17 protein-coding genes are annotated in these 22,653 nt (G+C 71.9%); 13 read left to right on the top strand and 4 right to left on the bottom strand.

All coding sequences use genetic code 11. From position 1 onward, the window contains the following. The first annotated feature begins 25 nt into the window (after positions 1 to 25). Positions 26 to 811 (top strand): class I SAM-dependent methyltransferase, encoded by a 786-nt coding sequence (locus ACN268_RS20630; protein WP_421484602.1) that lies wholly within the window; start codon positions 26 to 28, stop codon positions 809 to 811. A 77-nt stretch (positions 812 to 888) separates the two neighbouring features. On the opposite strand, the gene ACN268_RS20625 is transcribed toward ACN268_RS20630, so the two are convergent. Beyond that, a complete protein-coding gene (locus tag ACN268_RS20625) occupies positions 889 to 1,203 on the bottom strand; it encodes a hypothetical protein (protein ID WP_421484601.1) in 315 nt (104 codons plus the stop codon). A gap of 610 nt (positions 1,204 to 1,813) precedes the next feature. Here ACN268_RS20625 and ACN268_RS20620 point away from each other — a divergent pair. The 6 genes from ACN268_RS20620 (at position 1,814) to trpS (ending at position 8,951) form a co-directional block, all read left to right on the top strand. Beyond that, the gene (locus ACN268_RS20620) at positions 1,814 to 3,682 is read left to right on the top strand and encodes a RiPP maturation radical SAM C-methyltransferase (protein WP_421484600.1); all 1,869 of its coding nucleotides are present in this window, start codon (positions 1,814 to 1,816) and stop codon (positions 3,680 to 3,682) included. Beyond that, positions 3,679 to 5,049, top strand: a complete 1,371-nt coding sequence (locus ACN268_RS20615; protein WP_421484599.1) for a DUF5825 family protein — start codon at positions 3,679 to 3,681, stop codon at positions 5,047 to 5,049. Before ACN268_RS20620 ends, ACN268_RS20615 begins: the two co-directional genes overlap by 4 nt. A 59-nt stretch (positions 5,050 to 5,108) precedes the next feature. Then, a complete protein-coding gene (locus tag ACN268_RS20610) occupies positions 5,109 to 5,456 on the top strand; it encodes a MoaD/ThiS family protein (RefSeq protein WP_421484598.1) in 348 nt (115 codons plus the stop codon). Beyond that, complete coding sequence (locus ACN268_RS20605) at positions 5,453 to 6,667, top strand: cytochrome P450 family protein (protein WP_421484597.1); 1,215 nt, start codon at positions 5,453 to 5,455, stop codon at positions 6,665 to 6,667. The genes ACN268_RS20610 and ACN268_RS20605 overlap by 4 nt, the downstream gene beginning before the upstream one ends. After that, positions 6,664 to 7,677, top strand: coding sequence for a 2-dehydropantoate 2-reductase (locus ACN268_RS20600; RefSeq protein WP_421484596.1), 1,014 nt, complete (start codon positions 6,664 to 6,666; stop codon positions 7,675 to 7,677). Before ACN268_RS20605 ends, ACN268_RS20600 begins: the two co-directional genes overlap by 4 nt. Positions 7,678 to 7,934: 257 nt before the next feature. Further along, positions 7,935 to 8,951 carry a tryptophan--tRNA ligase gene (trpS, locus tag ACN268_RS20595; RefSeq protein WP_421486947.1) on the top strand — a complete coding sequence of 339 codons (1,017 nt, stop codon included), beginning with the start codon at positions 7,935 to 7,937 and terminating at the stop codon, positions 8,949 to 8,951. A 97-nt stretch (positions 8,952 to 9,048) separates the two neighbouring features. On the opposite strand, the gene ACN268_RS20590 is transcribed toward trpS, so the two are convergent. Continuing rightward, positions 9,049 to 9,900, bottom strand: coding sequence for an SAM-dependent methyltransferase (locus tag ACN268_RS20590; RefSeq protein ID WP_421484595.1), 852 nt, complete (start codon positions 9,898 to 9,900; stop codon positions 9,049 to 9,051). Between the two features lie 537 nt (positions 9,901 to 10,437). Here ACN268_RS20590 and ACN268_RS20585 point away from each other — a divergent pair. The 6 genes from ACN268_RS20585 to ACN268_RS20560 all read left to right on the top strand — a co-directional run bounded on the left by ACN268_RS20585 (position 10,438) and on the right by ACN268_RS20560 (position 21,179). Beyond that, entirely contained in the window at positions 10,438 to 11,484 is a 1,047-nt protein-coding gene (locus ACN268_RS20585; RefSeq protein ID WP_421484594.1) for an SMP-30/gluconolactonase/LRE family protein, read from the top strand. Positions 11,485 to 11,517: 33 nt separating this feature from the next. After that, positions 11,518 to 13,233: a PQQ-dependent sugar dehydrogenase gene (locus tag ACN268_RS20580; protein ID WP_421484593.1), complete on the top strand. Its 1,716-nt coding sequence runs from the start codon at positions 11,518 to 11,520 to the stop codon at positions 13,231 to 13,233. Between the two features lie 185 nt (positions 13,234 to 13,418). Next, a complete protein-coding gene (locus ACN268_RS20575; RefSeq protein WP_421484592.1) occupies positions 13,419 to 17,330 on the top strand; it encodes a multifunctional oxoglutarate decarboxylase/oxoglutarate dehydrogenase thiamine pyrophosphate-binding subunit/dihydrolipoyllysine-residue succinyltransferase subunit in 3,912 nt (1,303 codons plus the stop codon). Between the two features lie 477 nt (positions 17,331 to 17,807). After that, positions 17,808 to 18,920 carry a ricin-type beta-trefoil lectin domain protein gene (locus ACN268_RS20570; RefSeq protein ID WP_421484591.1) on the top strand — a complete coding sequence of 371 codons (1,113 nt, stop codon included), beginning with the start codon at positions 17,808 to 17,810 and terminating at the stop codon, positions 18,918 to 18,920. Positions 18,921 to 19,023: 103 nt separating this feature from the next. Continuing rightward, the gene (locus tag ACN268_RS20565; protein WP_421484590.1) at positions 19,024 to 20,313 is read left to right on the top strand and encodes a cellulose binding domain-containing protein; all 1,290 of its coding nucleotides are present in this window, start codon (positions 19,024 to 19,026) and stop codon (positions 20,311 to 20,313) included. 149 nt (positions 20,314 to 20,462) lie between these two features. Then, the gene (locus ACN268_RS20560) at positions 20,463 to 21,179 is read left to right on the top strand and encodes a response regulator transcription factor (RefSeq protein ID WP_421484589.1); all 717 of its coding nucleotides are present in this window, start codon (positions 20,463 to 20,465) and stop codon (positions 21,177 to 21,179) included. Here the strand turns inward: ACN268_RS20560 and ACN268_RS20555 are convergent. Together ACN268_RS20555 and ACN268_RS20550 are read right to left on the bottom strand one after the other, a co-directional pair. Next, positions 21,128 to 21,964, bottom strand: coding sequence for a polyphosphate polymerase domain-containing protein (locus tag ACN268_RS20555; protein ID WP_421484588.1), 837 nt, complete (start codon positions 21,962 to 21,964; stop codon positions 21,128 to 21,130). The genes ACN268_RS20560 and ACN268_RS20555 overlap by 52 nt on opposite strands. Continuing rightward, positions 21,961 to 22,554 (bottom strand): DUF4956 domain-containing protein, encoded by a 594-nt coding sequence (locus tag ACN268_RS20550; RefSeq protein WP_421484587.1) that lies wholly within the window; start codon positions 22,552 to 22,554, stop codon positions 21,961 to 21,963. Before ACN268_RS20550 ends, ACN268_RS20555 begins: the two co-directional genes overlap by 4 nt. Between the last annotated feature and the right edge of the window lie 99 nt (positions 22,555 to 22,653).

The following is a 22,653-nucleotide window of genomic DNA, read 5'->3' as shown; positions in this document are numbered from 1 at the left end:
GGCATGGCCCGGCTACCGTCGCCCCATGGCACACGACCACCTGATCGAGCTGCTCGACCTGGACGCCGAGGTCCTGCACGACTACTTCCGCGACGTGATCGGCTGGGTCGGCCGGGAGGCCGTCGGGCAGCCCCACGTGGTCGACCTGGGGGCCGGCAGCGGCACGGCCTCCCTCGCCCTCGCCCGGGAGCTGCCCGGTGCCACCGTGACCGCGGTCGACCTCTCCCCGGAGATGCTGGCCCACCTGCGTTCCCGGGCCGACGCCGCCGGGCTGGGCGACCGGATCCGGACCGTGCAGGCCGACCTCGACCGGCCCTGGCCCGACCTCGGGCCGGCCGGGGTGATCTGGGCCGCCGCGTCCCTGCACCACCTGGCCGATCCGGCGACCGCGCTCGCCTCCGCGTTCGGCGCGCTGCGGCCGGACGGGCTGCTGGTGGTCGCCGAGGTGGACGCGTTCCCCCGCTTCCTCACCGGCACGCCGGGCGAGCAGGTGGAGCGGCGGGTGCACGACGAGGCGGCGAAGCGTCGGCGCGAGGCGGGCCTGCACATGCACGAGAACTGGGGGGAGCGGATGACGCAGGCCGGCTTCCGCTCGGTGACCGAGCGGCGCTTCGACATCGACCTGCGCCCCCCGTTGCCGGCCGCCGCCGTCCGCTACGCACAGGTCTCGCTGGGCCGGATGCGGCACGGGCTGGCGGACCGGCTCTCCCCGGCCGACCTCGCCGCCCTCGACGCGGCCGTGGCGGAGCTGCCGGGCCGCGACGACCTCAGCGTCCGGACCGAGCGGACGGTCTGGCTGGCCCGCCGCTGAGCACCGGGCCCGCGCCGGTCCGACGGTGGACCGGCGCGGGCCCGCAGCCGGATCGGTGCCCGCAGCGGCCGGGCGGGTCAGGCGCAGCCGCGGTACTGCAACGCGGCGTCCTTCATGTACGCCCAGAGCGGCAGGCCGTTCCAGTAGTCGTAGGTCAGCGTCCAGCCGTTGGCGGTGTTGCCGGTCGGGCCGGTGACGACCTGCCCGTAGCGGCGGGTGCCGTACAGCGTCGCCTCGTTGGGCGCGGTGTACATGCCCGCGTAGTCCCAGACGACGGTGAAGCTGCTCGTCGTGCAGGCCGCCTGCGCCGTCCCGGCCGGTGCCAGGGCCGTCAGGGTCGTCGCCGCCACGCCGGCCGCGAGCGTACGCAGCAGATGTCGCCGAATGGTCATCGTGTCCTCCGCCGGATCGTCGGGGGTGTATCTGTCTCTCGGAGGCTAGACCATCAGTCGGCGGTCGGGGGGTCGGTCACGGGTGCCCCCCCGTGCGGGCGGTCCGCCGCGACAGCGCCGCAGTTCCGATCAATTATTCCGATGGCGGTTGACCATTCAACATCTGCCCTGGCAGAAATTGCTGAAGCGTGCCTCATGCTCGCATTCGCCATTATCGAGAATGTCGGAGCCGAGAATCCCACGGGTCCTTGCCTGGCGACAACTTCACTTGACCGTCATCAATTCCAGCGTTAACGTGTGTTAAGGCTGGAGGTCGTACGACAGGGCTGACGTGATGGCGGTCCGGCAGTGCGACAGGCCCGGTGGTGAGCGTCGGCCACCCCGCCCGGGACGGCGCAGCAAGCCGGCCGACAGCCACCGAAAATTGCTCCGAACGCCTCCCCGTGTCCCCCCTCGCGGCACGGGCCGGCGCGCTGCGGCAGCGCACCGGCACATTGTCGGTGAACCACCGCGGAAAAGATCGGGCAGCGGTCTGCGAATTGCGGTGCCGCGTGCCCCGTGAGAGGACCGAACATTATCGACCGCGACGGAAGAAGCTGGGTGGAATACCGTGAAGCTCCTGATGGTCGCCATGCCCTGGCAGGGTCTCGACACCCCGTCCAGCGCGCTGGGAATCCTGGGGCAGTGTGTCCGGAGGCACGCCGCCGACTGGGAGATCGACGAACTGTACGCCAACCTCCGGTGGGCCGAGCACCTGCTCGTCGAGAGCGGCGGCACCCTCACCCCGACCGACTACGGCAACGTGGCGGACCAGGTGTTCCACGGCGTCGGCGACTGGGTCTTCACCCCGGCGCTGTACGACGTCGACAGCTACCGGGTCCCCGAGTTCGCCGAGTTCCTCAGGCAGCGTGGCGTGGACCCGGACGCCCCCGTCGCGATGCAGCGGTACGCCCGCGGGTTCGTCCGACGGCTCGCCGAACAGATCGCCGCCGACCCTCCTGACCTGGTCGGCTTCACCAGCACCTTCATGCAGAACGTGCCCTCCCTGGCGTTGGCGCGGGAGTTGAAGCGACTCGTGCCGGGCATCCGCACCGCGATGGGCGGCAGCAACTGCGACGGGCTCCAGGGCCCGGCGCTGCACCGCAACTTCCCCCAACTCGACTTCGTGCTCAGCGGCGAGGGCGAACGCTCGCTGCCCATGCTGCTCGACCGGATCGCCTCGGGCGCCGACCTCGCGGACGTGCCGGGGCTGAGCTGGCGGCATGAGGGTCGGACGGTGGTGAATCCGCCGGCACGTGGCGCGCTGCCGTTCGCGATGGTGCCCGCGCCCAACTACGACAGCTACTTCCGGGCCCTGGCGGAGACGTCGTTCGCGCCCCAGGTCCGGCCGATGGTGGTCCTGGAGACCTCGCGGGGTTGCTGGTGGGGTGAGGTCCACCAGTGCACGTTCTGCGGGCTGAACGGATCGAACATCGACTTCCGCAGCAAGGCCCCCGACCGCATCGCCGGTGAGGTGGTGGAACTGGCGCAGCGGTACCGCGTCCTGGACCTGATCATGGTGGACAACATTCTCGACATGAAGTACCTGAACACGGCCATTCCGGCGATGGCCGCCCTCGACTGCGACCTGCGGGTGCACTACGAGATCAAGTCCAACATGACCCGGGAGCAGTTGCGCGCCCTGAAACAGGCGAACGTCACCTACGTACAGCCCGGCATCGAGAGCCTGAGCAGCCACGTGCTGCGCCTCATGGACAAGGGCGTCAGCGCCGCGCACAACGTCCGGATGCTGCGCGACGGTCACGACCTCGGCCTCAACGTCACCTGGAACATCCTCTACGGCTTCCCCGGCGAGACCGAGGACGACTACCGGCGGCTGCTGGGCAAGTTCGCCACCCTGGAACACCTCCAACCGCCGACCGGAGCCTGGCGGATAGCGCTGGAACGCTTCAGTCCCTACTTCGAGGACCCGACCCAGGGGTTCATGTACCGCCGGCCGGCCGAGATATACGACTTCATCTACCAGGTCCCACGCGACGAGCTGTACGACCTGGTCTATCTCTTCGACACCCGCGACCAGGGCATCGTCGGCCCGATCGAGGACGAGCTGAAGCAGGGCGTCGAACGCTGGGCGCAGGCGTACCGGGGCGGCGACCTGTCCTACCGGGTCGACGACCGGGGCCGGGTGACCATCGAGGACCGCCGGGCGAGCTGGCCCACCGAGACGATCGAGCTGGACGACGTCCACAGCAACGTCTACCTCGGCATGTTCCAGGTCGCCGGCCGGGCGGGCATCGCCCGACGGCTCGCCGACAGCGGGCACCGGGTCACCGCCGACGGGCTCGACCGGATGCTCCGCTGGTTCGTCGACCGTGGCCTGGCCTTCGAGGACGAGGAACGGTACGTCGCCGTCGCGCTCGACGTCGACCCGTACCGGCGGAAGCTGATCGACGGCAGGGAGGTGGTGGCGTCCCGATGAGCACGTCACTGACGATCGACGACCTACGGGCCCCCGGCACACCTGTCCCGGCGGGCGGGCGGCCGGCCATGCTCACCCTCGACCCGGCGGAGCTGCCCACCAGCGGGGAGTTCGCGGAGCTGCTGACCCGGGTCCCCGTCGGCGGGGTACGGCTGGCGGAACCCGTCGACCTGTCCACACTGCCCGACCGGACCGCCGCGCGGATCGTCGCGTTGCTGCGCGAGTGCTCCTCGATCGGCGTACCGGTCACCTGGTCGCTGGTCCTGGACGCGCAGCGGCGGCACCTCGTGCGGCACCTCGACCACCTGCCCGCCCCCGTGCGGGCCACGGTGCGCGGCAGCGGGACCACGGCGGTCGACGGGTGGCGCTCCACCCGCACGTTCGGCCTGCTCCACTTCCGTCGGGGCCCGGGGTTCCTGGCCGTCGTCGACCAGCGTCACCGGCCCGTGCGCCGGCTCGTCCTGGACGACCCCACCCGGATCGACGTCTTCCTCCGGGCGCTGCCGGGCTGCCCGTGGGCCGAGCTGACCGCCGGGCCGGCCGAGGCCGCCGCCGCCCGCCGGCTGGTGGACGACGGGCTGCTGCTGCGCCTCGGCGACCACTGCGTGACCCTGCCGGTGCACATGCGGTCGTGGCCGCTGGGCGCGGCCCTGCTGGGCGGCACCCTGGCCTCGGCCGGGAAGAAGCGCGACGACGCGTCCGACCCGGCCGACGCGGACCCCGTCCCGGGCGGGCCGGGCGACCTGCCCCGGGTGGTCCGGTTCGCTCCCGCCGCCGCGCGCCGCTTCGTCGCCGATGCCGTACGGGAGTACCGGCGGTGTCTGGACAGCCGGGACGCCGACGGCGTGCCCCACCACCCGCCCCGCGCGTCGGCGCTGCTGTTCGGGCAGGTGGACGACGCCGCGATCACCGTCACCGACATCGAGTTCGTGCCGAACGTCCGGGGGCGGGACGAGAGCGTCATCGCCGAGTTCGAGGAGCGGATCGCCCCCCGCTTCGGCGAGGTCTACCGGGACACCGAACGCGGGTTCTGGTGCGCCGACGAGGGGGTGCTGCGGGCCATCAAACAGCACTCCGTGAACGGTCGGGAACTGCTCGGCTCGGTGCACTCCCACCCGAACTGGCACGAGATCGGCCCGCCGCACGAACGCCGGCAACGACTCAGCGAGCAGCCCACCGGGATGGACGAGTACCTGTTCCGCCAGTCCGGCTGGCCGGTGAACGTGATCTGGTACGTCCGGGCCGACGGTGACCGGCTGATCCACCGGGTGGCGGGGTGGCGGCCCGGACCGCAGGGGTGCGAGCCGCTCGACGTACGCCTGCCGGCGGAGCTGCGTACCGAGATCGAGATCGAGTTTCCACCCTGACCACCGTGCCGCGACCGCGCCGGTGACGTCAGGAGACCTGTCCAGGAGGGAACCCAGTCATGTCCGAATCTGCCCACGGCACCGGCACACCGTCGCCGGTGCCCGTCGTGACCGTCAAGGTCCCGGCGGCCTTCCACACGCTGACCGGCGGTCGGCGGCTGTTCTCCGTCGAGGGCGACAGCATCCGCGAGGTGCTCGTCCGGCTCGACCGCGCCGCCCCGGGGCTGCTCGACAAGATCGTGGACGGGGACCAGCGGGTCAAGCGCTACGTCAACGTCTACCTCAACGACGACGACATCAGGGGCCTCGACGGCCTGGAGACGAAGGTCGGCCGGGACGACCTGGTCTGGATCATCCCGGCGGTGGCCGGTGGCAGCGGCGAGCCGGGAGGCCGGGGGTCACGATGACGGAGGTGCTGCCCACGACGTACTTCACCGATCCGGGGGACTCGCCCCACGCGGCGACGACGGAGCTGCGCTCCCGGTGCCCGGTGCACCGGATGGACGTCCCGCCCGGCGCCGAGGCGTACGCCGTCCTCGCGAACCGGGTCGTCGAGGAGGCGTTCGGCGACCCACGCCTGTCCAAGCAGATCGAGAACCTGCCCGCCCGGTACCGGGACAAGGCGGCGACCAACAGCCTGCTGGTCGTCGGCAACCTGGGCTTCGCCGACCCGCCGAAGCACACCCGGCTCAAGAAGCCGATCAGCCGCGCGTTCCTGCCCGCCGTGGTCGCCCGGCTCCGGCCGCGCATCCAGGCCGTCGTCGACGACCTCATCGACGCGTTCCCCGACGGCGGCGAGATCGACCTGGTGACCGCGTTCGCACTGCCGTTGCCGCTCATCGTCATCTGTGAGTACCTGGGCATCCCGGTGCAGGACCGGCCGCTGTTCCAGCGGTGGAGCTACGTGCTCAGCCAGGACCCGTTGCAGCACGCGGAGAGCGAGCTGAAGGCGGCGAGCGACGAGTTCTCCGACTACTTCACCGCCCTGGTGGCGCAGCGGCGGGCGAACCTCGGCACCGACCTGCTGAGCGAACTCGTCCGGGCCCGGGACGACGACGCGCTCACCGACCGGGAGTTGCTGTCGACGATCCTGCTGCTGATCATCGCCGGGCACAAGACGGTCGCGAACATGGTCGGCAACGGCACCCTGCTGCTGCTGCGGCATCCCGACCAGCTCGCGATGCTGCGCGCCGACCCCGACCTGATCCCCGGGGCGATCGAGGAGATCCTGCGCTACGAGGGGTCGGCGGGCTGGGCCTCGCTGCGGGTCGCCACGCAGGACATGTGCCTCGGTGGGGTGGACATCGCCCAAGGCAGCTTCGTACACCTGTCGCTCTCCGCCGCCGGCCACGATCCCGAGGTGTACGACGACCCGGAACGGTTCGACGTCACCCGTTCGCCGAACCGGCACCTGTCCTTCGGCCACGGCACGCACTTCTGCATCGGGGCCCCGCTGGCCCGGCTCCAGGGCGAGATCGCCTTCGCCACCCTGCTGCGCCGCCTGCCGGACCTCGCCCTCGCGGTGCCCGCCGACAAGGTGGTCTGGGTGGCGGACAGCTCGCTGAGCCGGGGCCTGGAGGCGCTCCCCCTGCGGGTCGGCAGGCGGTTGCCCCGATGACGGCCCGGTCGCGGGTGGACGCCGGTGCGGGTCGTACCGACGCCGGGCCGGCGGGCGGGGACGGCCCGCCGGTGGGCGCGAGCATCGCCGTGGTCGGGGCCGGCGGCGTGGGCGGGCACCTCGGTGGCCGCCTCGCCGCCGCCGGGCACGACGTCCGGTTCCTCGCCCGGGGTACGACGCTCGCCGCGTTGCGCCGCACGGGGTTGCGGGTCACCGGCGACGCGGGGGACTGGGTGGCCCCGGCGCTGCGCGCGTCGGACGACCCGCACGACCTGGGTCCCGTCGACTATGCGCTGCTCTGCGTCAAGACCCCGCACCTGCCCCCGGTCCTGGACGCGCTGGCCCCCCTGGTCGGCCCGGACACCGGGGTGGTCACCGTGCAGAACGGGGTCGAGGCGCCGGAGCAGGTGGCGGCCCGGCTCGGCCGTGCCCGGGTGCTGCCCGGCCTGGCCCGGGTGGTCGCCACCCCCGCCGCGCCGGGCGAGGTGCGCTACCACGGTCCGCCGGGGGCGCTGGGCTTCGCGGAGTGGGACGGTGGCACGTCCGACCGGGTGCTCCGCCTGCGCGGGCTGCTGCGCGGGGCGGGGGTGGACGTGCTGGAACCGGGCGACATCTGGGCCGCGCTGTGGGCGAAGTTCCTGCTGGTGGTGCCCGTCGGCAGCCTCGGCGCGGCCACCGGCGGGGCGACGGTCGGCGAACTCCGTTCCCGTCCCGGCACCCGCCGGATGCTGGTCACGGGCATGCGCGAGATATACGAGACCGGAATTGCGCTCGGAATCGCGCTGCCGCCGGACGCGGTGGATACGGCGGTGGCGCTTATGGACCGGCAACCGGCGGACAGCACCACCTCGCTGCAAAGGGACATCCTCACCGGGAGACTGTCGGAGTTCGATGCCTGGACGGGTGCCGTCGTCCGACTGGCCGGGCGGGCCGGACGGCCGGCACCGCTGCACGGGATGCTGCACGAACTGCTCGCCACGCGCATATCCCGGACCGTCGGGCAGAAGTGAGGGTGGGCCGTCCGTCGGGTCCGGGCCAACGGCCGAGGTCAGTTCGGTGGTCCGTGCCCGGGAGGCCGTGACGCCGTTTCGGACCGGGGTCCCTTTGCCGTTCCCCGATGCGCGCGCCGTGCAATCATGGCGTCGAGACCGACCCTTCAGGAGATCCTGTGAATACCGCCGTACCCCAGACCGAAGACGCCGGTGCCGCTGCCTGCGCCGGGCCGACCGACACGCTCGGGACGTCCGCCGCGCAGGCCCGCAGCGCCGTGCTGGAGGAGCTGATCCGCAAGGACCCGGGGCGGTTCCGGGTGCTCACCGGGGACCGCCCCACGGGCCGCCTGCACCTCGGTCACTTCTTCGGCACGCTGCACAACCGGGTCCGGCTCCAGGAACTCGGGGTGGAGTTGTTCGTGGTCATCGCGGACTACCAGGTCCTCACCGACCGCGACGTGGCGGACAATCTGCTCCAGCACGTCGAGGAACTGGTCCTGGACTACCTGGCCATCGGGGTGGACCCGGCCCGCAGCACGATCTTCACGCACGGGGCGGTGCCGGCACTCAACCAGTTGATGCTGCCGTTTCTCAGCCTGGTCTCGGTGTCGGAACTCAACCGCAATCCCACCGTCAAGGACGAGATCGCACACTCGCGGCAGTCCGCCGTCAGCGGGTTGATGTTCACCTATCCCGTCCACCAGGCCGCCGACATCCTGTTCTGCAAGGCGAATCTGGTTCCGGTCGGCCAGGACCAACTTCCGCACCTCGAACTCACCCGGACGATCGCCCGTCGTTTCAACGACCGGTACGGCGCCGGTTCGGTGGTGTTCCCCCAGCCCGACGCGTTGTTGTCGAGCGCCCCGCTGCTGCTCGGCACGGACGGCACCAAGATGAGCAAGAGCCGGAACAACGCCATCACGCTCGCCGCCACCGTCGACGAGACCGCCCGGCTGGTCAAGGGGGCGAAGACGGACTCGGAGCGGCACATCAGCTACGACCCGGCCACCCGCCCGGAGGTGTCGTCGCTGCTGCTGCTGGCGGCCCTGTGTCAGGGGCGCAGCCCGGAGCAGGTGGCCGCCGACATCGGGTCGGCGGGGGCGGCGGCGCTCAAGAAGGTCGTCACCGAGTCGGTCAACGAGTACCTGGCCCCGATCCGGGCCCGCCGGGCCGAGTACGGGCAGGACCGGGCCCACCTGCGGGCCGTCCTGAGCGAGGGCAACGAGCGGGCGCGGGCGGTGGCCGACGCCACCCTCGCCGAGGTGCGGGCGGCGATGAACACCTGCTACTGACGCCGACCGTGGCCGGTGGCGTGCCCGAGGGGGTGCCGCCGGCCGGGCCGGCCCCCGGGGTGGGGGCCGGTCGCGTCGCCGACGACAGCACCCGTGCTCAGACCTTGCGGGCCACCCCACCGACGATCGTGTGGTAGGTGGCGGTCTGCCTGGTGTCCTCCTCGCCGTCCGGATGCCATTCGGCCAGCGGGACCAGCCCGGGCGGGACCAGCTCCAGGCCGCCGAAGAAGCTCAGGATCTCGTCGCGGGTGCGCCACCGTCCGGTGCCCAGCGTCTCGTTGAAGACCTTCTCCACCGCCCGCGCCTTCGCCGAGACCTCCGGCTGGGCCGCACCCGGGTCGTAGAAGTGCGAGATGGCCAGGTAGCTGCCGGAGGGGAGGGCGTCGATCAGCCGGCGGGCCACCCCGGCGGGGTCGTCGTCGTCGTGCAGGTGGTGCAGGATCGCCAGGAGCAGCAGCCCGACCGGCTGGTCGAAGTCGATCAGCTTGCGGTCGCGCATCTCCGCCAGCAGCTCGTCCGGCTGCCGCACGTCGGCCCCGACCACGGTGGTGGTCCGGGCGTCGGCGAGCAGGGCGCGCCCGTGGGCGAGGGCCATCGGGTCGTTGTCCACGTAGACCACCCGGGCGTCCGGGTCGACCTGGTGGGCGATCTCGTGCACGTTGCCCCGGGTGGGCAGGCCGGAGCCGAGGTCGAGGAACTGGCGGATGCCGGCTTCGGCGGCCAGGTAGCGGACCGACCGGCGCAGGAAGGCCCGGCAGGCCCGCCCGGCCTCCGGACCGTCCGGGGTGACCTGCATCGCCATCTGGGCGGCGTGCCGGTCGACCGCGAAGTTGTCCTTGCCGCCGAGGTAGTAGTCGTACACCCGGGCGATGCTGGGTCGGGTGGTGTCGACGCCCGGCGGCGCCGCCTTGTCGCTCGTCAACGCTTCGATCCCTCCGAACAGGGCCATGGTCGGTGAATACTGGCGGGGAGACCACGACACCCATGGCTGCCGAACCGGTGCCGGCCCACGACGTGGGTCGGATCTGCCCTGAGGGTAGATGAGCGCGCTCCCAACGTCGATTCCGCCTCTGTCGGTAACGCGGCAGGTGGGCACGAATCGGAACCGTCGGTGCGTCCCGTGGCCCCGTTCGGGGTCCACAGTCGATCGGTCCACGATGGTCGGCGGCGGAACGTCGGACCGGCGGCGGCGACAGGGCGTCCCGGAACGACCGGACGGCCCCCGGGGACTCCATCGACCGGGCCCGATCAGCATGTGGACTCCGCCGACGGTCGCTGTCCGGCGACGGCGGGCAATCGGGCCACATTGACCAGCATCTTAGTGAGAAATCCGGATCCCGGCCGGGATCGGCGGATCGTCACCCATGCGGTGGGGTGGTTCCTAATTTATGCTCCCCATGATGCATCGATACCGGTAGATCAGTTCCGGTGCCACCACCCCGCGACCGCCGACGACGGCGGGTCCGTTCGCCGATCGGAGTTCCCGATGGTCCTGCAACCGGCCGCCACCGCGCTGGCCAGCCTGCTGCTCGCCCTGCCCGCCGCCGTCCCGGCGGGCCCCGACACCGCGCCCGCCCTGTCGACCGGGCAGTCCGCCGTCCTGGCCGGTCCGCCCGGCGCACCGCCCGGTGTCTGCCCGGCCGGCACCGGCTACGGCCCGCCGCTGCCGTCGACCTCGGTCACGGCCACGAAGATCCGGGGCGGCTTCGCGTTCCTGGAGGGGCCCGTCTGGATCGCCGACCGGGGCTACCTGCTCTTCTCCGACATGGCCGCGCCGACCGGGTCGGAGTGGGTCCAGCCGTCGACGATCCGGCGGTTCACCCCGCCGGCCACCTTCGACACGTTCCTCGGCAACGCCGGTAGCAACGGGCTCGCGCTCACCCCCGACGGGCAGCAGCTCGTCGCCGCCACGCACGACCAGCGCAGCGTCTCGACGTACCGGCTCGACAACCTGGCCCGGGGGGTCGTCGCCGGCAACTACCAGGGCCGGGCGTTCAACTCGCCCAACGACGTGGCGGTCCGCTCGGACGGTGTCGTCTACTTCACCGACCCCAACTTCCAGCGGGGCAACCGCCCCGACCAGATGAGCGGGCGGACCAGCGTCTTCCGCGTCTCGGGCGGCCAGGTGTCGCTGGTCGACGACGCGCTGCGCCAGCCCAACGGCATCGCGCTCTCCCCGGACGGCAGCACCCTCTACGTCGGCGCCTACGGCGAGAACAAGATCTACAAGTACGCCGTCCAGCCCGACGGCAGCACCGGCCCCCGCAGCGTGTTCGTCAACTACGTCGGCGGCCCGGACGGCGGCACGATCGACTGCGCCGGCAACGTCTACTGGACCTCCGGCGGCGACGGGCTGGTGCACGTCTACTCGCCCACGGGCAGCCAGCTCGGCACGATCCGCTCCGGCGTGAGCGGCACCACCAACGTGGCGTTCGGCGGGTCCGACCGGCGCACCCTCTTCGTCACCTCGGGCCGGACGAACGACTCCGGGCTGTACAGCGTGCGGCTCAACGTGCCCGGCTACCCGTACTGACCACTACCGGGCTTCCAGGAAGGGACCTATCGCGTGCGATCCAGTCTTCGCCATCCCCGTCGCCTCGTCGGCCTCGCGCTGCTGACCAGCGCCTGCACCGTCCTGGCCGGCGCACCCGTCACCGCCGGCCCACCGGCCACGCCGGGCGGGACGACCCTCGTCCGGGCCGCCGCCGACACCCGGCCGCCCACCGCGCCGGGCTACCTGCGCAGCACCCGGCTGACCTGTCAGTCGGTCACGCTCGCCTGGTCGGCGTCCCGGGACGACGTCGGGGTCGCCTACTACGACATCTACCACGACGGCCAACTGGTCACCTCGGTCGCCGGCAACACGCTCACCGCCACCCTCTCCGTCGCGCAGGGCGTCACCTGGGGGTGGTACGTCAACGCCCGGGACGCCGCCGGCAACGTGTCGCAGGCCAGTGCCACGCTCTCCGTGACGCCGCCGTTCTGCCAGTCGGACACCCAGCGGCCCACCACCCCGACCAACCTCGCCGCCACCGCCAACGGCACCGACGTGACCCTGACCTGGACGGCGTCCACCGACAACGTGGCGGTCACCCGGTACGACATCCTGCGCGGCGGGGTGACGGTCGGCTCGGTCACCGGCACGGCCGGCAACCCGCCGGCGACCTCGTTCACCGACACCGGGCTGGCCGCCGACACCGAGTACCGCTACACGGTCGTCGCCCGGGACGCGCAGGGCAACACCTCCACGGCGAGCAGCGCGGTGACCGTGCGTACCGGGTCGGCCTGCACCAGTGCGGTCTGCGGCACCACGGTGGTCACCACCGAGCGGGACCTGCCGTGGGGGCTGGTGCAACTGCCCGACGGCACGGTGCTCTACGGCCGGCGTGACCTGTTCGACGTCGTCGCGATGAACCCGGACGGCAGCAACAAGCGCAGCATCGGCACGGTGCCCAACGTGGCCGGCACCAACGGCGAGGGCGGGGTGCTCGGGCTGGCCGTGTCGTCGAGCTTCGCCACCGACCGGTGGTTGTACATCTACCACACCACCACGACCGACAACCGGATCGTCCGCATCCGCTACGACGGGACGTTGCAGACCGGCACGGTGCAGGTGCTGCTGACCGGCATCCCGCGCAACAAGTACCACAACGGCGGGCGGCTGCGGTTCGGCCCGGACGGGATGCTCTACGCCGCCACCGGCGACGGGCAGAGCCCGGACCGTGCCCAGGACGTCAACGACCTGGGCGGCAAGGTGCTCCGGATCCGCCCCGACGGCACCGTGCCGTCGGACAACCCGTTCGGCAACGCGGTCTGGAGCTACGGGCACCGCAACCCGCAGGGGCTGGCGTTCGACTCCCGGGGCCGGCTCTTCGAGCAGGAGTTCGGCAACAACGTCATGGATGAGACCAACATCATCGTCCGGGGCGGCAACTACGGGTGGCCGGCCTGCGAGGGCACCACGGGCAGCTGCGCCAACCCGAACTTCATCGCCCCGATCCGCACCTACCCGGTGGCCGAGGCGTCGTGCAGCGGCCTGGCCATCGTCCGGGACGTGCTCTACCTCGGCTGCCTGCGGGGCAACCGGATGTACCGGGCGGTGATCAGCGGGAACACCCTCACCGACGTGCAGCAGTACTTCGTCGGCACGTACAGCCGGCTGCGGACCGTCGAGCCGACCCTCGACGGGAACCTGTGGCTGACCACGAGCACCGGCGGTGACAAGGACAGCATCCCCAACAACAGCAACGAGCGGATCCTCAAGGTGACCCTGGGCAGGTAGCCGGGGTGACCCTGGGCAGGTGGCCGGGCGCGCTCTGCGTACCGGCCGCGACGGCACACCGGCCGGCCCACCACCTGCGGTGCGGTCGCCGACCACCCCGGTCGGCGACCGCACCGCCCCGGTACGGAACCGGCGGTCAGCCGTGTCCACAATGGTGGCACGGCTCGGCGTAGCCTGAATCGGACGTGATTTCCGTCCACCGTGACGAGATCGTCGCGTGCCGTCAATCTGTGGTGAAAGAGGCGAACCCGGCTGTGTCGACCCAGCAGACCTCGCAGGACAATCCGCTCGCGGATTTCGGTCCCAACGAGTGGATCGTCGACGAGATGTACCAGCGTTATCTGGCCGATCCGGCGAGCGTCGACCATGCCTGGCACGACTTCTTCGCCGACTACCGACCGGGGGCGGGCGCGACCGTCCCGCCGCCGGGCCCGACCACCCCGCCCTCGGGCCCTGCCGTCCCGCCCTCGGGCCCGACCACCCCGCCTCGGGAGGCGGTCGCTGCGGATACGACGCCGGCCGCGGACGCCCGTGCCGGGGCGGCGACCGGAGCGGGCGCACCGACTCCGCCGACCGCCCGGTCCGGGAAGGCTCCCGCGTCGGGTGAGCGGTCCGGGTCGTCCACTGAGCGGTCCGGGTCGGCCACTGAGCGGTCCGGGTTGGCCGGCGAGCGGTCCGGCGGAACCCGGGCGGCCGGTGGGGAGACGTCAGGCGGTGGCGCGGCGGGTGACCCGGCCACCGCCGCGAGCACGGTCCCGCTGCGCGGGGTCGCGGCCCGCATCGTGCAGAACATGAACAGCTCGCTGCACGTGCCGACCGCCACCAGTGTCCGCGCCGTGCCGGCCAAGCTGCTGGTGGACAACCGCATCGTGATCAACAATCATCTCGCCCGGGGCCGGGGCGGCAAGGTCAGCTTCACCCACCTGATCGGCTGGGCGCTGGTGCGCGCGGTCGTCGCGCATCCCGAGATGAACAACTCCTACGCCGAGGTGGACGGCAAGCCGGCGCTGGTGCGGCCGGAGCACGTCAACCTGGGTATCGCCATCGACCTGGCCCGGCCGGACGGCACCCGCACCCTGGTCGTACCGTCGATCAAGAAGTGCGAAAGCATGGACTTCCGGCAGTTCTGGCAGGCGTACGAGGACGTGGTCCGGCGGGCCCGGCGCGGCGAGCTGACCATGGAGGACCACTCGGGCACGACGATCTCGCTGACCAACCCGGGCGGCATCGGCACCGTGCACTCGGTGCCCCGGCTGATGCCCGGCCAGAGCGCGATCATCGGCGTCGGCGCGATGGAGTACCCGGCGCCGTACTCGGGGATGTCCGACGAGACCCTGGCCGACCACGGCATCAGCAAGGTCACCACGTTGACCAGCACGTACGACCACCGGGTGATCCAGGGCGCGCAGTCCGGCGAGTTCCTCAAGACGGTGCACGAACTGCTGCTCGGCGGGCACGGCCTGTACGACGACATCTTCACCTCGCTGCGTATCCCGTACGAGCCGGTGCGCTGGATGCGGGACGTGGCCCGGACCTCCGAGGGGCAGATCGACAAGGCCGCCCGGGTGATCGAGCTGATCCACGCCTACCGGGTGCGCGGGCACCTGATGGCCGACACCGACCCGCTCGAGTTCACCATCCGCCGGCATCCCGACCTGGACGTCCTGCAACACGGCCTGACCCTGTGGGACCTCGACCGGACCTTCCCGGTCGGTGGCTTCGCCGGCCGGCAGAAGATGCGGCTGCGCGACGTGCTCGGCGTCCTGCGGGACACCTACTGCCGCCGGGTCGGCATCGAGTACATGCACATCCAGGAGCCGGAGGAGCGGCGCTGGATCCAGGAACGCATCGAGATCAGGTACACCAAGCCGGACCCGGACGAACAGCAGCACCTGCTCAACCGGCTCAACGCCGCCGAGGCGTTCGAGACCTTCCTGCAGACCAAGTACGTCGGCCAGCGCCGCTTCTCGCTGGAGGGCGGCGAGTCGCTGATCCCGCTGCTCGACGAGGTGCTCCAGGCCTGCGCCGAGGGCGGCTTCCACGAGCTGGTCATCGGCATGGCCCACCGGGGCCGGCTCAACGTGCTCGCCAACATCGTCGGCAAGCCGTACGAGAAGATCTTCAACGAGTTCGAGGGCCAGATGGACCCGGACTCGGCGCACGGCTCCGGCGACGTGAAGTACCACCTCGGGCAGACCGGCAGGTACACCACGCCCGACGGCCAGCACTGCACCACCGTCAGCGTGGTGGCCAACCCGTCGCACCTGGAGGCCGTCGATCCGGTGCTGGAGGGCATCGTCCGGGCCAAGCAGGACCGGCTCGACCTGGGCCTGGAGGGCTACACCGTGCTGCCGGTGCTGGTCCACGGTGACGCCGCGTTCGCCGGCCAGGGGGTCGTCGCCGAGACGCTCAACCTGTCCCAGCTGCGTGGCTACCGCACCGGCGGCACCGTGCACGTGGTGGTCAACAACCAGGTCGGCTTCACCACCGCCCCCGAGTACAGCCGTTCGTCGCTCTACTGCACCGACGTGGCCCGGATGATCCAGGCACCGATCTTCCACGTCAACGGCGACGACCCGGAGGCGGTGGTCCGGGTCGCCCGGTTGGCCTTCGAGTACCGCCAGGCGTTCAACAAGGACGTCGTCATCGACCTGGTCTGCTACCGCCGCCGTGGGCACAACGAGGGCGACGACCCGTCGATGACCAACCCCCGGATGTACGAGATCATCGATGCCAAGCGCAGCGTCCGGAAGATCTACACCGAGGAGTTGATCGGCCGGGGCGACATCACGGTCGAGACCGCGCAGCAGCAGCTCGGCGAGTATCAGGCCGAGCTGGAGCGGGTCTTCAAGGCCAGCCGGGACGCGGCCGGCGCGCCGTCGCGGGCCCGCCCGTCCTGGTCCGCGGAGCCCGAGCCGCAGGTCGACACCGCCGTCGACCCGTCGGTCGTCCGTGCGGTCGGCGAGGCCCACCTGCACCTGCCGGAGGGGTTCACCGCGCACAAGCGGGTCCAGCAGGTGTTGCAGCGGCGGGCACGCATGGCGGTCGAGGGCGGTATCGACTGGGGCTTCGGCGAGCTGGTCGCCTTCGGCTCGCTGCTGGGCCAGGGCGTCACCGTCCGGCTGGCCGGCCAGGATTCGCGACGCGGCACGTTCACCTCGCGGCACGCCGCGGTCGTCGACGCGGCCACCGGTGAGTCGTACCTGCCGCTGTCCCGCCTGGCCAGCGGCGACGCCCGGTTCTTCGTGCACGACTCGCTGCTGAGCGAGTACGCCGCCATGGGCTTCGAGTACGGCTACTCGGTGGAGAACCCCGAGGCGCTGGTGCTCTGGGAGGCGCAGTTCGGTGACTTCGCCAACGGCGCGCAGTCCATCATCGACGAGTTCCTCTCCTCCGGTGAGCTGAAGTGGGGTCAGCGGTCGTCGCTGGTGCTGCTGCTGCCGCACGGGCAGGAGGGGCAGGGGCCGGACCACTCGTCCGGGCGGCCGGAACGCTTCCTGCAACTGTGCGGGCAGGACAACATGCGGGTCGCCATCCCCAGCACCCCGGCCAACTACTTCCACCTGCTGCGCCGGCAGGCCCTGTCGGCCAAGCGCAAGCCGCTGGTGGTCTTCTCGCCGAAGTCGTTGCTGCGGCACCGGCTCTGCGTCTCGGAGGTTGCGGACTTCACCGGCGGCGGCTTCCGACCGGTGCTGGACGACGGCGGGCCGGGTGTCGAGTCGCCGGCCGCCGAGACGGTCAGGCGGGTGCTGCTCTGCTCCGGAAAGGTCTACTACGACCTGGTGCAGGCCCGTGCCGACCGCGGCATTGGCGACACCGCCATCGTCCGGTTGGAGCAGCTCTACCCGCTACCGGTCGAGGAACTCAAGGCGGTGCTCGACCGGTACCCCCGTGCGGAGGACGTCGCCTGGGTGCAGGAGGAGCCGGCGAACCAGGGCGCCTGGTCGTTCGTGGCGCTCAACCTGGTGGAGCACCTGGACGGGGTGCGGCTGCGCCGCATCTCCCGCCCGGCCGCCGCCGCCCCGGCGGTCGGCTCCGCCAAGCAGCACGAGGTCGAGCAGGCCGCGATCATCGACGCGGCGCTGCCGCAGCCCTGAGGCACGGGTGACGAAGGGACGGGGCGGCCCGCTGGTGTGGCGGGCCGCCCCACCCCCGGTGCGGGTCGCCGGTGCGGGTACCGGTGGGACGCGGGCGACCGCCCCGGTCCCCGGGGACGCCGACTGACGGCACGGTCGCGGCACCGCCGACGCGGCGGCACCCGGAGCGGACGGGTATGAACGCGCCGGCCCGTCCGGGTGCCCGGTCGCCTTCCGCCGGGAGGCCGGCGGTGAGGCCGAACTGGACCAGGTCAGCGACAAGTATTTACAATGGTCGTTGTTAACGCTCACACCCGTCCCGGTGCCGAGGCCGCCCCGTCCTGTCGGGGCGGCGATCGGCGTGTGCCCGGCGGGACCCGGCGGTCGCTGGCCGTCCGGTCCGGCCGATCCGCGTCACCGGCGTGCCGCCCCTCACCACGGCGGCCGTCCGACCGGCCCACGCCCTCGGCCAGCTCCACCGATCCAGGGGAGAAGTCCATGCGAACGAGGGCACGATGGCTCGCGGCGCTCGCCGTACTCGGCGTCATGACCGCCGGGGTGGTGACACCGACCGGCCCCGCCCACGCCGAATCCAACGGCGGGGTACGGGTCATGCCGCTCGGCGACTCCATCACCGAGGGCACCCAGGTGCCCGGCGGCTACCGGATCGGGCTCTGGCAGCGCCTGGCCGCCGGCCGTTACACGATCGACTTCGTCGGATCGCAGTTCAACGGGCCGGCCAGCCTGGGTGACCACGACCACCAGGGGCACCCCGGCTGGCGCATCGACCAGATCGACGCGAACATCGTCGGCTGGCTGAACACCCAGCGTCCGCAGACCGTGCTGCTGCACATCGGCACCAACGACATCCTCCAGAACTACAACGTGGGCACCGCGCCGAACCGGCTCTCCACCCTGATCGACAAGATCACCACCACCGCACCCACCGCCGAGGTGTTCGTCGCTCAGATCATCACGCTCTCCAACGGCAACCAGGCGGCGGCCGCGCGCACCTTCAACGCGGCGATCCCGGGCATCGTGCAGAGCAAGGTGAACGCCGGCAAGCGGGTGCACCTGGTCGACATGCAGAGCGCCCTGACCACCGCCGACCTGATCGACGGCATCCACCCCACCTCCGGCGGCTACGACAAGATGGCCGCCCGCTGGTACAGCGCCCTGCAGTCGGTGCCCGGCAGCATCGGCAACCCGGGCAACAGCGGCGGACAGACCACCACGATCGTGGGCACCCCGTCGGGCCGGTGCGTCGACGTGCCCGGCTCCGCCACCACCAACGGGCTCCAGTTGCAGCTCTGGGACTGCCACGGCGGCACCAACCAGCAGTGGACGTACACCTCCGGTCGGGCGTTGACAGTGCTCGGCACCAAGTGTCTGGACGCCGCCGGCTACGGCACCACCCCGGGCACCCTCGTCACCACGTACGACTGCCACGGCGGCACCAACCAGCAGTGGAACGTCAACGCCAACGGCACCATCACCGGCGTGCAGTCCGGCCTCTGCCTCGACGCCAACGGCGGGGCCACCGCCAACGGCACGAAGCTCGTCCTGTGGACCTGCAACGGCCAGGCCAACCAGCAGTGGAGCCGGCGGTAGCCCGCAGCCCCGTCCAACGAAGGAGATGCCTGAAGTGACGCTACCGACAGATCGACCCCCGACCCCGCCTCCGGCCGGCCGCCGGACCTCCGTGGCCCGGTCCGTGAGCTGGCTCTCGGCCGGCCTCGCGGTGCTCCTCGGCCTCGTGGTGACCGCGACCGCGCCGCACGCCGCGGTGGCGGCGGCGGACAACCCCTACCAGCGTGGCCCGGACCCGACCCCGGCCAGTGTGGCCGCCACCCGGGGGCCGTTCGCCACCACGCAGGCGACCGTGCCGGCGGGCAACGGCTTCAACGGCGGGTTCGTCTACTACCCGACCGACACCAGCCTGGGCACCTGGGGCGCGGTGGCGATCGTGCCCGGGTACTCCGCCCTGTTCGCCAACGAGGAGGCCTGGATGGGCCCCTGGCTGGCGTCCTTCGGGTTCGTGGTGCTCGGGATCGAGACCAACAGCCGGACCGACGGCGCCGACGCCCGGGCCACCCAGCTGCTCGCGGGGCTGGACTACCTCACCCGGACCAGCCCGGTGCGCAGCCGGGTGGACCCCAACCGGCTCAGCGTGATGGGCCACTCCGCGGGTGGAGCCGGCACCCTGCTGGCCGCGCTGCGGCGGCCGTCGCTGCGGACCGCGGTCGGCCTCGCCCCCGGTACGCCCGGCAACAACCTGAACATGTCCACCACCCAGGTCCCCACCCTGCTCCTGTCGGGGCAGAACGACGGCACGGTCACCCCGTCCTACGTGCAGGGCATCTACAACACGCTGCCCGCCGGGGTGGAGCACGCCTGGGCGGAGCTGGCCGGCAACGACCACCTGTCGTTCACCAGGTCGAACCCGACCGAGATGCGGCTGCTGATCCCCTGGCTCAAGATCTTCCTGGACTACGACACCCGCTACACGCAGTTCCTCTGCCCGCTGGCGAACAGCACCGGCGTCTCCCGGTACAGCTCCACCTGCCCGCTGGTGCCGCCGGGCGGGCCGACGATCCCGGCCACCCCGCCGGCGACGACGACCCCACCCCCCACCACGCCGCCGCCGACCACGCCACCCCCCACCACGCCACCGCCGACCACGCCGCCGCCCACGACCCCGCCGCCCGGCACCGCCTGCACCGCGACGTACCGCACGATCGGCTCGTGGTCGGGTGGCTTCCAGGGCGAGGTCACGGTGACCGCCGGCAGCGCCGCCGTCGACGGCTGGACCACCCGTTGGCAGTTGGCCGGCGGACAGGCCATCAGCCAGGTCTGGAACGGCACGCTGAGCACCAGCGGCACCACCGTGACCGTGCGCAACGCGACCTACAACGGCACCCTCGCCCCCGGCACCTCGACGACCTTCGGCTTCCTCGGCACCGGCACGCCGACCAGCCCGTCGCCGACCTGCACCAGCCCCTGAGCGCCACGGCCGCCCACCCGACCTCGCGTCGGGTGGGCGGTCCCGGGCGACCGTCCGGTCGTCGGTCGCAGGGCGTTCACAGCTGATCCACAGCCGACTGCGAGGCCGTTCCCCACCATGTCCCGTACGAACAGTGCGTGAATACCCCGATGTCCAGGGTGCTCGTCGTGGACGACGATCCGAACCTGCGGATGCTGCTCTCGGCGACGTTGGGCAGACACGAGTTCGAGGTCCGGGTGGCCGCCGACGGCCGGGAGGCGCTGGTCGTGGCAGCGGACTTCGACCCGCACCTGGTGGTGCTCGACGTGATGCTCCCGGACGTGGACGGTTTCCAGGTCGCCCGCAGCCTGTGGGCCGGGCCGGGCCCCGGGGTGCCGGTGCTGTTCCTCACCGCCCGCGACGAGCTGGCCGACCGCATCGCCGGGCTGGCCGCCGGGGCCGACGACTACGTCACCAAGCCGTTCAGCCTGGAGGAGCTGGTGCTCCGGGTGCGGGCGGTCCTACGGCGGTGCGGGGCTGACCGACAGGCGCGGGACGACGGCCTGCTGTGCTTCGCCGACCTGGAACTGGACGAGGAGGCCCACGAGGTGCGCCGGGGCGGGCACCCGGTGCCGTTGTCGCCCACCGAGTTCAACCTGCTGCGGTTCCTGCTCGCCAACTCGGGCCGGGTGGTCAGCAAGGCGCAGATCCTCGACGGGGTGTGGCACTACCGCTTCGGCGGCGACGGCCGGATCGTCGAGTCGTACGTCCACTGCCTGCGCAGGAAGATCGACCGTTGGGACCCGCCCCTGATTCACACCGTCCGGGGTGTCGGTTACGCGTTGCGGCTGCCGCCGGGACCCACGGCGACCTCTCCTCCGGGGTGAGGCGTCCCCTGCCAGGCGGGCACGGGATGGAAGTGCCGGCGCAGGGTGCGTCGCCAGCGCCCGGCGGGCAGTTCGGGGTCGAGCGCGGCCAGACCGGTCGCGTACTTGGAGATGGCCACCGGGCGGTGCCCCTGCCGCCAGAGCAGCCGGTCGACGTGGGAGGCGGTGGAGCCGGTCTTGGTCTCGATGATGGCCAGCTCGGGCAGCGCCAGCCGACGGCCGCGCCGGTCCTCCCAGCGCAGCGCGACGTCGATGGTCGCCCGGCTGGCGGTCGCCGGCAGGTAGAGCGTGCTGCGCAGGTAGCTGGTGGTGAGGGTCGGCGAGAAGGCCAGGTCGGGCCCGGTGCTCAGCGCCGCGAGCACCCCGTCGACGAACGACCGGCCGGGGGCGAGGGTGCCGCTGTCGTCGGGGCGGTAGGGCAGGCGCTCCTTGACCGTGCCGCCCCGGGTGCCCTCCGTCTTCACCTCCAGCCAGCACAGGCCGGAGTCCAGGTAGGTCCGCGTCCTGATCTTGAAGCGGCGTCGGCGTCGGCGGGCGGTGAGCCGGAAGCTGACCAGGTCGGCGGTGTCGAAGTAGATCGACTCGTAGCGGAACGCGCGCCTGCCGTCGATCTCCAGCACCTGGTCGGTGTGGTCGAGCCCGGCGAGCAGGCGCGGCAGTTCGGCCAGCGGCAGGAGGTACTTGCGGTCGAACCGGGTCTGTAGCGCGGCGCGCTCGGTCAGTTCCGCGAGCCCGATCGGCGTGAGCTGGGCCAGCGCCGTGACGGACGGGTCGACGGCGGTCACCGGGCCGCGCCCGCGTCGACCGGTCGCCGCCCGCCGGTGGCGGTGACCCTGGGCCGCGAGTAGCGGACGTCCACGACCGTGGTGTCGTTGACCAGGTCGACCCGCTCGACGTTGACGTTGTGCACCCGGGCGCCCAGCAGTTGCTCCAGGTGCGCGGTGAGGGCGACCGAGTCGGTGACCGCGCTGTCCAGCACGATGACGTGCCGCCGGTACCGGCGCAGCAGCCGGGGATGGTCCCCGACGAACATCACGGCGAGGATCAGCGCCGTCAACGCGCCGACCGTCCAGACCGAGGTGCCGGCGAGCGGGCCGAGGATGCCGAGCGCGAGCGCCGAGAAGTAGTACGCCACCTCGTGCTGGTCGAGTTCCGTGGAGCGGAGCCGGATGATCGACAGCACGCCGAAGAGGCCCAGCCCGAGCCCGGCACCGACGGTGCTGCTGCTCAGTGAGCTGGCCACCGCGAAGACGCCGACGTTGACGCCGAGGTAGGCCACCACCAGGTCCCGCCGTCGGTGGCGCGGGAAGTACAGCGCGAAGACGAGCAGGACCACGGCGACCAGGTCCATTCCGGCCAGGACCAAGCGGGACATGTTTGCTCCTTGGGGTGTCCGCCGGCCGTTTCCCACGTACGGCGTCCGGCGGTGGGGCATCGGATCTGGCAGTGGTGCACCGGCGGGGCCGACGGCGGA

Source organism: Micromonospora sp. WMMD735, from assembly GCF_049178995.1.
In the GTDB taxonomy this organism is placed as follows: domain Bacteria; phylum Actinomycetota; class Actinomycetes; order Mycobacteriales; family Micromonosporaceae; genus Micromonospora; species Micromonospora wenchangensis.
This window is presented reverse-complemented; position numbering and strand designations above follow the sequence as displayed.

Bases quoted from the DNA above. Each gene is read 5' to 3' on its own strand.
- ACN268_RS20550 (WP_421484587.1), bottom strand. From the start codon at position 22,554: ATGTCCCGCTTGGTCCTGGCCGGAATGGACCTGGTCGCCGTGGTCCTG.
- ACN268_RS20570 (WP_421484591.1), top strand. From the start codon at position 17,808: ATGCGAACGAGGGCACGATGGCTCGCGGCGCTCGCCGTACTCGGCGTC.
- ACN268_RS20585 (WP_421484594.1), top strand. From the start codon at position 10,438: ATGGTCCTGCAACCGGCCGCCACCGCGCTGGCCAGCCTGCTGCTCGCC.
- ACN268_RS20625 (WP_421484601.1), bottom strand. From the start codon at position 1,203: ATGACCATTCGGCGACATCTGCTGCGTACGCTCGCGGCCGGCGTGGCG.
- ACN268_RS20560 (WP_421484589.1), top strand. From the start codon at position 20,463: ATGTCCAGGGTGCTCGTCGTGGACGACGATCCGAACCTGCGGATGCTG.
- ACN268_RS20605 (WP_421484597.1), top strand. From the start codon at position 5,453: ATGACGGAGGTGCTGCCCACGACGTACTTCACCGATCCGGGGGACTCG.
- ACN268_RS20590 (WP_421484595.1), bottom strand. From the start codon at position 9,900: ATGGCCCTGTTCGGAGGGATCGAAGCGTTGACGAGCGACAAGGCGGCG.
- ACN268_RS20630 (WP_421484602.1), top strand. From the start codon at position 26: ATGGCACACGACCACCTGATCGAGCTGCTCGACCTGGACGCCGAGGTC.
- ACN268_RS20610 (WP_421484598.1), top strand. From the start codon at position 5,109: ATGTCCGAATCTGCCCACGGCACCGGCACACCGTCGCCGGTGCCCGTC.
- ACN268_RS20615 (WP_421484599.1), top strand. From the start codon at position 3,679: ATGAGCACGTCACTGACGATCGACGACCTACGGGCCCCCGGCACACCT.
- ACN268_RS20600 (WP_421484596.1), top strand. From the start codon at position 6,664: ATGACGGCCCGGTCGCGGGTGGACGCCGGTGCGGGTCGTACCGACGCC.